The organism is Rosettibacter sp. KY25 (genome assembly GCF_057554405.1).
The window spans coordinates 1-14,661 of the sequence record NZ_BAAJAO010000013.1 but is presented as its reverse complement, the minus strand read 5'-3'; the positions used below and the strand labels follow the sequence as shown (position 1 = coordinate 14,661).

Here is a 14,661-nt window from a genome sequence, read left to right as displayed (position 1 = left end):
CATTTACTCCTCTAAATAATTTTTAGCTTTTTCAATTACTTTTTCTTTTATATCATCAAGTTTAACATTGAATAATCTTGTGCCCGAAGCATTGATATGACCGCCGCCACCAAATTCTTCTGCAAGTTTATTGACTTGAATATTTCCTTTTGACCTAAAACTTATTTTCAGACCATCTTTCAATTCATAAAATAAAATTCCAATAACAACTCCTTTAATTGAAAGACAGTAAGACACAAATCCATCTATATCATCTTCGGTTGTGTCATAAATTTGCTGGTCGTTTTGTGTTACTGTCATATAAGCAATTTTTCCTGTAGAATCTAATTCAATAGAGCTTAAAGCTTTTCCAAGAAGTTTAATTCTGCTGAAGTTAAATTGATTATAAACTTTTTCATATACTTCAGTTGGATTAACACCTGTTTCAAGAAGTTCAGCTGCAATTTTGTGAATCTTTGAAGATGTGCGTTCATATCTGAAAGAACCTGTATCGGTCATTATTGCAGCATAAAGCTGATATGCAATTTTGTAATCGATATTTACAATAGAAGTTTCTTTAATAAAATCATAAATAATCTCTCCTGTTGCAGAATATTCAGGTCCACCTAAAATATAATCAAAAGAATTTTCTGGGTCTTGATGATGGTCAATACAAATTTTAATTCCTTTGAATTTATTGACAAACTCTTCGAGTTTTACAACTCTGTTTACACGATTTAAATCGACTAAAAATAAAACATCAGTTTCATCAAATATTTTTTGATGAGCATCCGCATCAAATTTTTGAATAATTTTTTCTTCATCAAGGAATTCAAGATTATAAGGTGTTGCACTATGATTAATCACAAAAGCTTTTTTATTAAGTTTTTTCAGAATAAAAAAGAGTGCAAGTTCAGAACCAATTGCATCTGCATCTGGATTAACGTGAGTTGTAAGAATAAATGAATTATTTTCTTCAATAACTTTTTTCAATATGTTGAAATTATTCATAGAATAACTCGGAAATAATTAAACAAAAATAATAAAAAAGGCGAAGTTTAATCTTCGCCTTGAAAAAATTGATAATGTTCATAAATAAACTTAAGCAACTTCCCATGTGTTTGCAGAAAACATAAGTTTCTCGTAGGTGCCTTGTCCTTTTTTGGCTTTCACTTCTTCAATTTGTTTCATATAGTCGCCATCGAAAGTAGGTTTATTGAATTGTCTAAAAACACCGAGAGGTGTAGGCATGCCTGGAATATCAGTAAATCTTGAAAGTATGAATCCTCTTGTTGGATTATCATCAAATTCATCATGAACCCAGCAGTCATTAATTGAATGAACTCCATCATTCAAATCAATTATAACAGGATTTAATCCATCAAGTTTGATTCCCTTATCTTTGTTGGCTCCAAAAACAAGTGGTTTGTTATGTTCGAGATAAAGAACATTTTCTGCTTTTAGATTTTTATCTGTAAGATGAGAAAATGCCCCATCATTAAATATCACACAATTTTGATACACTTCAATGAAAGCAAGTCCATTATGTTTTGATGCTCTCAAAAGTATTTCCTGCATGTGTTTGGTTTCGGTATCAATTGTTCTTGCAATAAAAGTTGCACCAGCAGCATCAGCCAGCTTAATTGCATTAAATGGGAAATCAACTGTGCCATAAGGAGAAGACTTTGTAATTTTTCCTTTTTCAGATGTCGGTGAATATTGACCTTTCGTCAATCCATAAATTTTATTATTGAACAAAACAATTTTGATATTAACATTTTTTCTGCAAGCATGAATAAAATGATTACCACCGATGCTTAACATATCACCATCGCCTGTTGCAACCCATACCTGCAAATTGGGATTGGCAAGTTTAACACCTGTAGCAATTGCAGCAGCTCTTCCATGTATTCCATGAAATCCATATGTATTCATGTAATATGGAAATCTGCTTGAACAGCCAATGCCGGAAACCCAAACCATATTTTCTTTTCTTTCTCCAAAATTTGGAGAAGTTCTTTGAACCTGAGCAAGAATTGAATAATCACCACAACCTGGACACCACTTTACATCTTCACCAGAAGAAAAATCTTTTGCTGTGTATTTTATTTCTGTGTTTAGTTCATCTATTTTAGTTTCCATTTTTGCCTCCCAGAACCTCAATAATCTTATTTTCAATTTCAGACACTTTAAAAGGTCTGCCTTGTACTTTATTTAACTGAATTACATCAATTAAAAATTGGCTTCTAACTAAGAACGCTAAATGACCCAGATTAAGTTCAGGAATTAAGATTTTCTTAAATCTTTTTAAAACATCATTTAGATTTTTGGGGAAAGGATTAATATAACTCAAATGAGCCTGTGATACATTATAACCTTTTGATTTAACATTCTCGACTGCTTCATGAATTGCACCATAAGTACTTCCCCAGCTTAAAACAAGCAGTTCACCTTGTTGGTCCCCTTCCACTTCTAAATCTGGAATTACTTTTTGAACATTGTCAACTTTTTGTTTTCTAATTCTTACCATTTCTTCATGGTTTTGCGGGTCATAGCTTACATTACCATAAATATTTCTTTTTTCAAGTCCGCCAACTCTATGTTCAAGTCCTGGAGTTCCTGGAATTGCCCAAGGACGAACTAAATTTTCATCTCTCAAATAAGGATAAAAACCTTCTGGGTCAGTTCTGAATTTTGCTTTGATTTCCGGCAACTCATCGAACGAAGGAATTCTTAAAGGTTCAGAACCAAATGCCAAATAACCATCTGTAAGCAAAATGACAGGTGTCATAAATTCTACAGCTATTTTAGATGCTTCTACTGCCTTAAAGAAACAATCAGCAGGACTTTTAGCAGCAAGAATAACAACAGGAGCTTCGCCATGTCTTCCGAACATTGCTTGAAGTAAATCAGCTTGTTCTGTTTTTGTAGGCATTCCAGTGCTTGGTCCGCTTCTTTGAACATCAACAATTACAAGCGGTAGTTCAGTCATAACAGCCAATCCTATTGCTTCAGTCTTAAGAGATAACCCAGGACCCGAAGTAGTAGTAATTGCCAGTGAACCTGTAAAAGCTGCTCCAATAGCTGCAGAGATTCCAGAAATTTCATCCTCGGCTTGAAATGTTACTACATCATACTCTTTGTATTTGCTTAATTCTTGTAAAATTTCTGATGCAGGTGTAATTGGATATGACCCAAGAAAAAGTTTTAAACCGCTTTTTAAAGATGCTGCAACAAAACCAAGTGCTGTAGCTTCATCTCCTGAAATATTTCTATAAATTCCTTTAGGAAGTTTTGCAGCTTTAACTTCGTATCTTGTTGTAAATATTTCAGTTGTATCGCCGTAATTGTATCCTGCTTGCAATGCTCGTTTATTTGCTTCAAGAATTTCTGGTTTATTTTTAAATTTTGTTTCGAGCCACTTCATTGTAATTTCGAGTGGACGATTGAACATCCAATACATCAATCCCAATGCAAAAAAGTTTTTGCATCTTTCTTTTTCTTTTGTAGATATATTTATGTCTTCAAGAACGGACATAGTTAATTGTGTTAATGGAACAGGAATTACATTGTAGCCGGATAATGTTCCATCTTCAAGCGGATTTGAATCATACTTAGCTAGCTTCAAATTTTTTGCATCAAATGCATTTGAATTAACAATGATTGTTGCATTTGGTTTTAAATCCTTAAGATTTACTTTTAGTGCAGCGGGATTCATTGCAACAAGAACATCAGGTGTATCACCTGGAGTTTGAATATCCTTGCTACTGAAGTGAAGTTGAAATCCGCTTACTCCAGATAATGAACCAGCGGGGGCACGAATTTCTGCAGGAAAATCTGGAAGCGTGCTTAAATCGTTACCGACAACTGCAGTAGTATCGGTAAATTGAGAGCCGGTAAGTTGCATTCCATCGCCGGAATCACCAGCAAACCTTACTGTTACATCTTCTACTATTTGAATTATTTTTGCCATAGCTTTCTCTTAAATAAATTAATTTTTCTTTTTATCTGCTTAAAAATAGGTAATTAAACAACAAAATTAAATGCACTAAAATCACCTCACTTTTTGAAGTTTTTTAAGAAATTCTTCTGCATTAACAAAACCAGTAAGTCTTTCAACTTCGTTTCCCTTAGAATCAATAATCAAAATTGTTGGCATTCCTACAATATTAAATTTATTCCGAATTTTTTCTGTTTCTTCAGAAAGTGTTTGTGTCATATCTACTTTGAATGCAGTGAAATTTTTTAATTCTTCAATTACTTTTTTATCAGAAAATGTTAATGCATCCAGCTCTTTGCATGGTATACACCAATCTGCATAAAAATCAATTACAATTTTTTGATTATTAGAAACAGCATTCTGAAAATCTGTTTCTGAAAATTTCTTCCAATCAGGTGAAGATTTTTCAGAAGGAATAATTGAGTAAATTGATACAGCAATTACAACCAGCGAGAAAATCATTTTAAATAATTTGAAAGCAAAAACTTTGTTCCCCATTTTATCAATAAACAGAAGATAGAATGCAGCAATTATTCCAAATGAAGGAAGAAAATAGATATTAATATTTTTTGAAAAGAGAGGGCTTATAAAATAAATTGCCATTCCCAGCAGCAAGAAACCAAAAATATGTTTAACGCCTTCCATCCAATCACCGGCACGAGGTAATTTTTTAATTTTTCCGGAAAAGAGTGCAAGGAATAGGTAAGGCAATCCAAGACCGAGTGCAAGAACAAAGAACATTAAAAATCCATAATAAGGGTCTCCTTTTGCAGCTACATAAGTTACTAATCCAAGAACGAAAGGACCAATACACGGCGCTGCAACAATACCCATTGTCAATCCCATAAAAAATGCTCCAAAGAAACCTGATTTTGCACCACCAGCTTTCATAACCCATGAATCAGGCAATTTAAATTCATAAACTCCAAACTGGCTTAAAGATAAAACCACAAACAGCAATGATATTGCTATAATCACAATTGGATTTTGAAGAAGAGTTCCAAACACAGCCCCGCTTAATGATGTTACTACACCTATTACTGAATAAGTAATTGCCATTCCTAAAATATACAACAGTCCAAGTAAGAAAAGTCTGCTTGTTCTGCCTTCACTTTGTCCACCAAAATATCCAATAGTAATCGGAATTAATGGATAAACACATGGAGTAAGATTAAGCGCCAGTCCCCCAAGAAAAATAAATAATAAGCTTAACAACAAACCTTTTGATTCAAGAATAGATGCAACAGAATTTTCATTTGAATTATTTTTAATTGCTTCTTCGAATTTTACTTTTTCAAAAATATTTTGATTTGCTTCATTAATCTTAACAGATGAATCTACCACATGAATTGTAATTGTATCAATTATTTTAGTTGGAGGCATACAACTTTCATTATTGCATGCTTGATATCTAAGTTGAATAGGAACTTTGTAAAATCCGAGAGGAATATTTTCATCAACTCGAATTAATCCTGCAATTAAAATTTCTCCATCAAAAACAGAAACAGGTTTTTCTGAAAAACTAAATTTCAATTCTTTCGGTTTTGGAAAAATTATTCTTGCAAATGGAAATCTGCTGTCAAGAAAAATTAATTGAGTTGGAATAAGAAAATCCTCATTTGGTTTATCTGAATTAATATGCCATCCATTCTTTATTGCCACTTTAACAGCAAATTTAAAATTAGAATTCTGATGAGCAGCATCTTGACCATTAATCAATTCAATATTTACAATATCATTTGAACGAAATTGAGAATAAATAAATCCTGAAGTAAGGATTAAAAGAATTAATAATTTCTTTAACATAATTTTTCCTTTCAGAAGTTTTTAATAATTCTGGTTAAGTTTCATCTTCGCCAGCCTTGAACAATTGGATATCTTCTTCCATATCCAAATGCTTTTGTAGAAATTCTTAAAACAGGAGCAGCTTGCTTTCGCTTAAATTCATTTACATCAACCATTCTTAAAACTTTTTTTACAACCTCCGGTTCACCTATAACTTCTGCAATTTCATGAAATTCTTTCTGGTCTTCGAGATACATCTTCAAAATTTTATCAAGCAAATCATAAGGTGGCAGTGAATCCTGGTCGGTTTGATTTGGACGCAATTCTGCAGATGGGGCTTTTTTTATTATTTCATTTGGAATTATTTCACCATCTCGATTAATGAATTCAACAATTTTATAAACCTGAGTTTTATAAACATCGCCAATAACAGCAAGAGCTCCGCACATGTCGCCATACAAAGTTGCATAACCTGTAGCCAGTTCTGATTTATTTCCTGTTGCACAAAGTAAATATCCATGCTTATTCGATAAAGCCATTAAATACAAACCTCGAATTCTTGATTGAATATTTTCTTCTGTAATGTCTTCATCTTTTCCTTTGAAAGCATCTTTGAGCATTTCAATAATTTTATCAAATACAGGTTGAATAGAAATTTTATCTGATGAGATGCCTAAATTCCTAATAAGTTTCTCAGAATCTTTAATACTTCCTTCACTTGAATATTTTGAAGGCATCATTACAACATGAACATTTTCTTTTCCAAATGCTTGAACAGCAATGTAAGTTACAAGAGCAGAATCTATTCCGCCACTTAAACCAACTAATGCTTTTTTGAAACCAGTTTTATTTGCATAATCTTTCAAACCAAGAATTAATGCATTTAATGCTTCCTCTTCAAAATTTGATTCCACATTATTTATTTCATCATAATTTTTTTGTGTATCAAAAATGAAATAATCTTCCTGAAAAGCTTTTCCAAGCATACACAATTTTCCTTCTGAATTAAAACACATGCTTGCACCATCAAATATCAATTCTGTTTGAGCTCCAACACAACAAGCATACACAAGTGGAAGATTATCAGTTTTTGTTAGCACGCTTAACATTTGATGTCGAAGTTTGCGTTTGCCGTATGCATAAGGACTTGCAGAAATATTAATCAATAAAGTAGCACCAAGCTCAACCTGTTTTTGAACTGGGTCAATTGGATAGCGGCGTTTTTTCCAGTAATCAGCATCATTCCAAATGTCTTCGCAAATTGAAATACCAAGTTTTTCATTTTTAAATTCATGAATTCGGACTTCTTTTGCAGGTTCAAAATATCTTACTTCATCAAATACATCATAATTTGGAATTAATGATTTACTTTGAACGAATTGAATTTTGCCATCATAACAAAGAACTGCAGAATTATAAACACCTGTTCCAACTAATTCTTCATAATCTTCTGTGATAGTTCCAAAAATTAATCCAGCATTTGTAGTTAAGTTTGCAATTTCTTCTGTTGCATTTCTAACTGCATCACGAAATTCTTTTTTCTCTACGAGGTCTAATGGAGGATAACCGCAAATAAATAATTCAGGAAATACAACTAAATCTGCCCCATCATTTATTGCTTTTTTATAACCATCTAAAATTTTTTTTGTATTTCCTTTTAAATCACCGATTATAGGATTATATTGACAAATTGCTATTTTCATAAAAATCATTTTTTTATTAAAAGAAAATTAGTAAGTATAGTTCTCAATTCAAACCTTTTGAGAAATTAACCGTCTTAATAGTCGAACAAATTTTCTGTAGGAGGTTTTATGCAAAAGAAACTATATCGTTCAAGAAAATTTAGAGTGCTAGGCGGAGTTGCGGGAGGCTTGGCAGAGTATTTTAATTTAGACCCAATTCTGATGAGAGTAATTTTTGTTCTATTTACTCTAATAAATGGAATTGGGGTGTTGCTCTATATCATACTCTGGATAATTATTCCAGAAGAACCATTTGAAGTTGCATATAATATCGAAAGAGAAACTGGTAAAGAAAATTCAGGAGAAAATGCAGAACCACACAAAACTGAAATTGAACACAAAAGAAATGGTAGCGGGCGTGTAATTTTTGGTGTTATTTTGATTTTAATAGGTCTTTTATTCCTCGCAGAAAGATTTATTCCTGCATTTTGTTTTGAAGATATTATTCCATTAACTCTTGTAATTATTGGAATATTTTTAATTTGGAATTCGGTAAGTAAATAATGAGGTGTGAGATGAAAAGCAAACAATTATCGTGGGGTTTCTTTTTAGTTACACTTGGTGCATTGTTTTTGTTAACTAAATATAATTTTATCACTTCAGATTTTTCCTTTGTGTGGGATATCTGGCCACTCATTTTTGTTATTTGGGGTTTGATGGTAATTTTTAAAAACTCATTAATGAGACCAATATTAAGTGCTTTAACAGGAATTTATTTAGCAGTTATGATTTATGGAATTATTGTAAATACATTTTCAAATTTTGAATGGTATCATTTTGACAAAAATGAATTAAGAGATACTTATTCGGAAGAATATGATAACACAATAAAATATGCAGAACTAAACTTTAAATCTGGTGCAGGATTTTTCGAAATTGCTGAGCCAACAGATAAATTAATACTTGCAAAAAGTTATGGCAATTGGGCAGATTATGAATTGAATACAACAAAAAGCGACAGCATTAGTTATATCGATTTTAATCTTGAAAAAAATACAATCAGTTTCCCCAATTCAAAAATTGGAAATAAATTAATAATGCATCTAAATGAAATTCCTGAATGGGATTTATCTTTAGAATTCGGTGCTGCAAAAGCTAGATTTGATTTAACAAGTTACAAAATTAAAAATGTAAGATTGAAGACTGGGGCTTCCAATGTAGTATTAAAAATTGGAGATAAATCAGATTTAACAGATGTTGAAATTGAGATGGGTGTAGCAAAAATCAAAATTTATATTCCAGAAGAATCGGGCTGCAGATTGGAAGGAGATATGGTATTAATGTCGCGAGATTTAGATGGTCTTAAAAAAATTGATTCTAATCTTTTTGAAACACCTAATTATGAAAAAGCACAGAAAAAAATTTCAATAAAAATTAATGGAGGTGTGTCGTCATTCAAACTTGTTAGATATTAATTTTTTGGGCTGCCAGAAATGTTTTTTCAAATTAACACAATTATTTTCGTCGAACTCAATTCCTTCAGCTCGTAAGAGTTCCTCCATTAAAAATGGGTCGCCAAAATGGATTCTTCCAGTTAATGCACCAAATCTATTAACCACACGATGACATGGTAAGTTACTATTCTTAGCACTATTTAATGCCCAGCCTACAGTTCTTGCTGCGGATTTAATTCCACATGCTTCTGCAATTGCACCATATGTAGTTACTTTTCCTCTTGGAATCTTTGCAACTATTTTATAAACTTTATCAAAGAAATCTTCTTTATTGATTTTCTTCTTTTTTAACATTTTGCAATTCCCACATTTTCATGTATGTCATCATGTTTGTCATCATGTGAACAAGTGATACCATCAAACCATATATTCCATCTTTATAACCTTTACGAGAAATAAAATGATTTAAGAAAGCAGCAAAAGGATGAATTATTAGATGATGAGGTTTTACTTTTTTGTCATTTATTTTTTCTTCTGCTTGAAGTGATGAATACTCATTTATTTTTTTGAAGGTATCTTTTAGATTCTGATGAGTATAATGAATTATATCATTTTTCAGATAAGCTTTTTTGCCAGTAACTTCTAAACCCTCATGAATTTTTCTGTTATTAACTTTTGCAAAATCTTTTCTAACCAATCTAAGTTGATAATCTGGATACCAGAAACATGATTTAATAACTTTATCAAGGAAATAATTTCTTCTTGGTATGTAATAACCATTAACTCCATCATCGTGCATCAGAATTTTTTCTATTTCATTTTTCAGTTCATCAGAAATTCGTTCATCTGCATCAAGGCTTAATACCCACTCATTAGTTGCTTGCTGCAAAGAAAAATTTCTTTGAGATGAATATCCTTCCCATTTTCTTATAAAAATTTTATCAGTGAAATTTTTTGCAATATCAACTGTTTTATCATTGCTTTCGGAATCAACAAGAATAATTTCATCTGCCCATTTTATGCTTTCAAGACAATCTCGAATATTTTTTTCTTCATTATAAGCAATAATTGTAACAGAAAGTTTTTTTCTTGGCGGGTTCAATAATTATTCTCCAATAATTTTAATAATTACTCGTTTTCTTCTCTGTCCATCAAATTCAGCATAATAAACCTGCTGCCATGGACCAAAATCGAGTTTTCCATCTGTAACAGGAATTATTACTTCGTGATGAATTAACAAACTTTTTAGGTGAGCATCGCCGTTATCTTCTCCAGTTCGATGATGACGATAATGAGGATTGTACGGTGCAAGTTTTTCGAGCCATTCATCTATATCTTGAATTAATCCACTTTCTGCATCATTAACATAAACTCCTGCTGTAATATGCATTGCAGAGACAAGTACCATTCCTTCTTTTATTCCACTTTTCTTTAGTGCTTTTTCAACATCACTTGTAATATTAATATACTCTCTTCTTTTTGAAGTGTTGAACCAAAGATATTCTGTATAACTTTTCATTTTAATCCTTTATTTAATGATGTGAAAATTCTTCGGTTACTTTTGCAAGTCGTTCAGCAAGGCTGTAAATAATTTTATGTGAAATATCTGGATACTGTTTTATAATATCTTCAATTTCTCCTTCTACTTCGAGGAGTTCTGCATCAGTAATTGCAAGGATTGATGCAGTACGTGGTTTTTTTAATATCAAACTCATTTCGCCGAGTATTGTGCCTTCTTTTTCAAATTCAGTTATTTTAACTCCATTTTTGAAAATCCCAACTTTGCCATCGACAAGGATAAAAAGTTTTGTTGCTTTCTCTCCTTCATTTGCAATCATTTCTCCTTTCATATACTTTCTAAGGCGTGCCATAAAAACTCCACTAATTCTGAGAAAATTTTAATAGATATTCTCGAATAAAATTATTGATATCTCCATCCATAACTGCTTGAGTATCAGAAGTTTCATAACCAGTTCTATGGTCTTTCACTAAATTATAAGGATGAAAAACATAAGAACGAATTTGACTTCCCCATTCGATTTTCATTTTATTTTTTTCATATTCACTTAATTCAGCCTGCTGTTTTTCTAATTCAAGCTGGTAAAGTTTTGCTTTAAGAAGTTTCATCGCATTAGTTTTATTTTGAAGCTGTGATCTTTCTGTTTGACAGGCTGCAACAATTCCAGTTGGAATATGAGTAATTCTAACTGCGGTTTCAACTTTATTAACATTTTGACCACCTTTTCCACCTGAACGAAAAGTATCAATTTTCAAATCAGCAGGATTAATTTCAATCTCGATTGTATCATCAACTTCAGGAATTACAAACACAGAAGCAAATGAAGTGTGTCTTCTTTTATTTGCATCAAAAGGGGAAATTCTCACAAGTCGATGAACACCATTTTCTGCTTTCAGATAACCGTATGCAAATGGACCTTCAACTTCGATTGTTGCACTTTTTATACCCGCTCCTTCTCCTTCGAGATAATCAATTAAAGTCATTTTATAACCATTTTGTTCGCCCCAGCGTAAATACATACGCATCAGCATTTCTGCCCAATCTTGTGCTTCTGTTCCACCAGCTCCAGAATGAATTGTAAGAATGCAATTTTTATCATCATCTTTTCCACTTAGCATGCTTTTGAGTTCTAATTCAGAATACGCTTTTTGAATTTGTGCAAGTTCATTTTCTATTTCACTTTCAAGAGATTCATCGTTTTCTGATTGAGCAAGTTCAATAAATTCTCTAAGATGTTTTTCTTTCTTATCTAATTCATTCCAAGCTTCGACCCACATCTGAAGAGATTTTGATTTTTGCAAAAGTGCTTGAGCATTTTTTTGGTCGTTCCAAAAATCTGAAGCCTCTGATTTTTTTTGTATTTCAGAAATTTGTTTTTCTTTTTCATCTAATTTAAAGATAACCTCTTAAGTTTTTCGTTTTCTCTTCTAATTCATTTAATCTTCTTAACTGCTCTTCGAACATTTTTTCTCCTTTGACTTTTTAGGGAATGTAGTTTTAAAGAATTATTTAAAATCTTCAGTTGCAAATTTACATTTTATTTTTATTCAATGCGTTGATAAAATTATTGACTAAGCTATGCCCTCTAAAATTATATTGGGTGTTTTGATTAAATCATTTTCGCTTGAAATAGGAATCCACTTTATTCTATTATCTTTTCGAAACCATGTTATCTGTCTTTTGGCAAATCTTCTTGTATTTCTTTTAATCAATTCAATTGCTTTTTCGAGAGTAATTTCATTTTCCAAATATGAAATAATTTCTTTATATCCAACAGTATTAAGAGAGTTCAAACTTTTTGAATAACCCATTGATAAAATATTTTTTACTTCATCAATCAATCCTTTTTCTATCATCAAGTCAACTCTTTCTTCAATTCTTCTGTATAAAATTTCTCTTTCCCATATCAAACCAAATTGATAAAATTGATAATCAACTTCTCTTTTATGTGATTGATGAAATTCCCAGATAGGTTTTCCAGTTAAATGATAAACCTCGAGAGCTCTCATAACTCTCTTCCAATTTTGAGGAAGCATTTTAGATGCACTCACTGGATCAATTTTTTTTAATTCATTATAAAGAAATTCATTGCCATAAATTTCTCTTTTTACTTTAAGCTGCCGGCGATATTCTTCATCAGTAGAAACTTCATTAAAAATACCATCTATTATTGCTTTAACATAAAGTCCTGAACCACCTACGACGATAGGAACTTTATTTTCTTGAATTAACCTTTCAATAATTTTTAATGCATCTTCTTCAAAACGACTGACATTGTAATCTTCATCTGGATTTAATGTATCAATAAAATGGTGTTTAACTTTGCTTAGTTCTTCTTTTGATGGTTTAGCAGTTCCAATTGTTAAGTATTTATAAATTTGACGGCTATCTGCAGAAATTATTTCTGTGTTTAATCTTTTAGCAAGTTGAAGAGCAACTTGAGTTTTTCCAGAACATGTTGGTCCAACTAAAACAATTACTTTGCGTTCCATCCTTCTTTGCCTACTAAAGGGACAAAAGCAAAATACGGTATTTCATTCACACTAAATTCTTCATCTGAAATTTTTGTGAGAATTGTAAGTACTTGAGTCTGGCGGTCGCCCACAGGAATTACTAATCTGCCTCCGACTGCTAATTGTTTTTTTAATGCTTTAGGAACTGATGGACTGCCAGCGGTAACAATAATTCCATCATAAGGAGAAAATTCTTCCCAACCAATTGTGCCATCACTGCATCTTGCTGCAATTTTCAAATTAAGTTCATCAAAAATTTTTAATGCACGATTGTATAGTTCGTAATTTCTTTCTATTGTAAAAACTTTAGCCCCCATCTCATATAAAATTGCAGCCTGATAACCTGAACCAGTTCCAATTTCCAAAATTTTATTTCCTGGTTGAACTTTCAGGGCTTGAGTCATAATAGCAACGGTGTAAGGCTGAGAAATTGTTTGTCCATATCCGATTGGCAAAGCAATATCTTTATATGCATGATGCTGAACTGCTTCTGGAACAAAACGATGACGTTCTACTTTCTGCATAGCTTCAAGTACACGTTCATCAGTAATTCCTTTTTTTCGCAAGTTATTTATTAATTCGTTTCTTTCTGTTTCAAACATTTCTAAAATAAATTCTTAATTTTGGTATGCTAAAATAAAATTTAATTAACAAATATTTTGAGATAATTTAATGGCACTAGAAAGTATATTCGGCGCAATGATTATAATGTTCATGCGCATCGCCGATGTAACACTTGGTACATTTAGAACAATGCTTGTTGTTCAAGCAAAAAAATATCACGCTGCAATTGTAGGTTTTTTTGAAGTATTAATTTGGATATCAGCAATGAGTTATATAGTTCAGCATTTAGACCACACAATCAATTTAATTGGTTATGCATTGGGTTTTGCATTTGGAAATATACTTGGTATTACACTTGAGCAAAAAGTAGCTATTGGATTTTCGCAGGTAAATATAGTATCGATGCATCATACAGATGAAATTGCAAATAAATTAAGAATGTCAAATTTTGGAGTTACAATATTGCCTGGAGAAGGAAGCGTTGGAGGAGTATCAATTATAATTGTAATTATAAAAAGAAAACATCTTGAGGAAGTCTTAAAAATAGTTGAGTCAATTGACAAGCGGGCATTTATAACCGTTCAGCATTCAAGACCTTACAGAGGATATGTTCATGGACCGAGAGTGTAAAAGAAAAAATAAATTCATTATTGCTATGAATTAGTCTTAATATTATATTTACGCACCAAAAAAAATGGTTCTTTAGATAAATTGAATAATGCGGGAATAGCTCAGTTGGTAGAGCGCAACCTTGCCAAGGTTGATGTCGCGGGTTCGAGTCCCGTTTCCCGCTCTAACAAATCCCGATAAATTCGGGATTTCTTTTTTCTAAGATATTAGCTAATTATTAAGTGGATAAAAGCTAAAGACTGCATTCAACTTTGAAAAGATAATTTAATTGTTCCTCTTTGAAAAAATGAATAACAAAATTTTGGCGGTGTAGCCAAGTGGTCTAAGGCGAGGGTCTGCAAAACCCTTATTCGTCGGTTCGAATCCGACCGCCGCCTCTAACTTTTTCTACCTCTACTATGTTTTACGTCTATGTTTTATTATCTCTTAAAGATTTCAAACGTTACATTGGCTTTACTGAAAATCTTCATCGCAGACTTTGGGAACATAACTCCGGTCTTGTTAAATCCACCAAAAACCGCCGCCCTTTAAAACT

The 14,661-nt window shown here is 31.9% G+C and carries 16 protein-coding genes and 2 tRNA genes; 6 read left to right on the top strand and 12 right to left on the bottom strand.

Annotated elements, in window-relative coordinates; all coding sequences use genetic code 11:
* Positions 1-3: 3 nt before the first annotated feature.
* The 5 genes from AC27L2_RS09035 to AC27L2_RS09015 form a co-directional block, all read right to left on the bottom strand.
* Entirely contained in the window at positions 4-990 is a 987-nt protein-coding gene (locus AC27L2_RS09035) for a DHH family phosphoesterase (RefSeq protein WP_487211442.1), read from the bottom strand.
* Between the two features lie 90 nt (positions 991-1,080).
* Positions 1,081-2,121, bottom strand: a complete 1,041-nt coding sequence (locus AC27L2_RS09030; RefSeq protein WP_487211441.1) for a 2-oxoacid:ferredoxin oxidoreductase subunit beta — start codon at positions 2,119-2,121, stop codon at positions 1,081-1,083.
* A complete protein-coding gene (locus tag AC27L2_RS09025) occupies positions 2,111-3,952 on the bottom strand; it encodes a 2-oxoacid:acceptor oxidoreductase subunit alpha (protein WP_487211440.1) in 1,842 nt (613 codons plus the stop codon). The genes AC27L2_RS09030 and AC27L2_RS09025 overlap by 11 nt, the downstream gene beginning before the upstream one ends.
* An 81-nt stretch (positions 3,953-4,033) precedes the next feature.
* Complete coding sequence (locus AC27L2_RS09020; RefSeq protein ID WP_487211439.1) at positions 4,034-5,785, bottom strand: protein-disulfide reductase DsbD family protein; 1,752 nt, start codon at positions 5,783-5,785, stop codon at positions 4,034-4,036.
* Between the two features lie 41 nt (positions 5,786-5,826).
* Positions 5,827-7,467: an NAD+ synthase gene (locus AC27L2_RS09015; protein WP_487211438.1), complete on the bottom strand. Its 1,641-nt coding sequence runs from the start codon at positions 7,465-7,467 to the stop codon at positions 5,827-5,829.
* Between the two features lie 108 nt (positions 7,468-7,575).
* Here AC27L2_RS09015 and AC27L2_RS09010 point away from each other — a divergent pair, with 108 nt between their 5' ends.
* Together AC27L2_RS09010 and AC27L2_RS09005 are read left to right on the top strand one after the other, a co-directional pair.
* Positions 7,576-8,010, top strand: a complete 435-nt coding sequence (locus AC27L2_RS09010) for a PspC domain-containing protein (protein ID WP_487211437.1) — start codon at positions 7,576-7,578, stop codon at positions 8,008-8,010.
* A gap of 11 nt (positions 8,011-8,021) precedes the next feature.
* Positions 8,022-8,921: a toast rack family protein gene (locus AC27L2_RS09005; RefSeq protein ID WP_487211436.1), complete on the top strand. Its 900-nt coding sequence runs from the start codon at positions 8,022-8,024 to the stop codon at positions 8,919-8,921.
* Here the strand turns inward: AC27L2_RS09005 and AC27L2_RS09000 are convergent.
* From AC27L2_RS09000 to AC27L2_RS08970, 7 genes are all read right to left on the bottom strand, one after another.
* A complete protein-coding gene (locus tag AC27L2_RS09000; protein ID WP_487211435.1) occupies positions 8,898-9,254 on the bottom strand; it encodes an MGMT family protein in 357 nt (118 codons plus the stop codon). The genes AC27L2_RS09005 and AC27L2_RS09000 overlap by 24 nt on opposite strands.
* Entirely contained in the window at positions 9,229-10,002 is a 774-nt protein-coding gene (locus tag AC27L2_RS08995; RefSeq protein WP_487211434.1) for a glycosyltransferase family 2 protein, read from the bottom strand. The genes AC27L2_RS09000 and AC27L2_RS08995 overlap by 26 nt, the downstream gene beginning before the upstream one ends.
* A gap of 3 nt (positions 10,003-10,005) precedes the next feature.
* On the bottom strand, positions 10,006-10,419 hold the full coding sequence (locus AC27L2_RS08990; protein WP_487211433.1) for a secondary thiamine-phosphate synthase enzyme YjbQ: 414 nt from the start codon (positions 10,417-10,419) through the stop codon (positions 10,006-10,008).
* A gap of 13 nt (positions 10,420-10,432) precedes the next feature.
* Positions 10,433-10,771, bottom strand: a complete 339-nt coding sequence (locus AC27L2_RS08985) for a Crp/Fnr family transcriptional regulator (RefSeq protein ID WP_487211432.1) — start codon at positions 10,769-10,771, stop codon at positions 10,433-10,435.
* Positions 10,772-10,781: 10 nt separating this feature from the next.
* Positions 10,782-11,883 (bottom strand): peptide chain release factor 2 gene (gene prfB, locus AC27L2_RS08980; protein WP_487211431.1). Its coding sequence is split into 2 segments (ribosomal slippage): positions 10,782-11,813 and positions 11,815-11,883, totalling 1,101 coding nucleotides; the frame shifts between segments, so codons are not numbered across the junction.
* Between the two features lie 107 nt (positions 11,884-11,990).
* Positions 11,991-12,911, bottom strand: a complete 921-nt coding sequence (gene miaA / locus AC27L2_RS08975; protein WP_487211430.1) for a tRNA (adenosine(37)-N6)-dimethylallyltransferase MiaA — start codon at positions 12,909-12,911, stop codon at positions 11,991-11,993.
* Complete coding sequence (locus AC27L2_RS08970) at positions 12,896-13,534, bottom strand: protein-L-isoaspartate(D-aspartate) O-methyltransferase (protein ID WP_487211429.1); 639 nt, start codon at positions 13,532-13,534, stop codon at positions 12,896-12,898. The genes miaA and AC27L2_RS08970 overlap by 16 nt, the downstream gene beginning before the upstream one ends.
* A 70-nt stretch (positions 13,535-13,604) precedes the next feature.
* On the opposite strand from AC27L2_RS08970, the gene AC27L2_RS08965 reads away from it, so the two are divergent.
* From AC27L2_RS08965 to AC27L2_RS08950, 4 genes are all read left to right on the top strand, one after another.
* Positions 13,605-14,126 carry a DUF2179 domain-containing protein gene (locus AC27L2_RS08965; RefSeq protein WP_487211428.1) on the top strand — a complete coding sequence of 174 codons (522 nt, stop codon included), beginning with the start codon at positions 13,605-13,607 and terminating at the stop codon, positions 14,124-14,126.
* Between the two features lie 90 nt (positions 14,127-14,216).
* A tRNA-Gly gene (locus AC27L2_RS08960) sits at positions 14,217-14,289 on the top strand.
* Between the two features lie 140 nt (positions 14,290-14,429).
* Positions 14,430-14,503: transfer RNA gene (locus AC27L2_RS08955), tRNA-Cys, on the top strand.
* A 21-nt stretch (positions 14,504-14,524) separates the two neighbouring features.
* Positions 14,525-14,661, top strand: a 137-nt coding sequence (locus tag AC27L2_RS08950) for a GIY-YIG nuclease family protein (RefSeq protein ID WP_487211509.1), incomplete at its 3' end; no start/stop codon positions are given.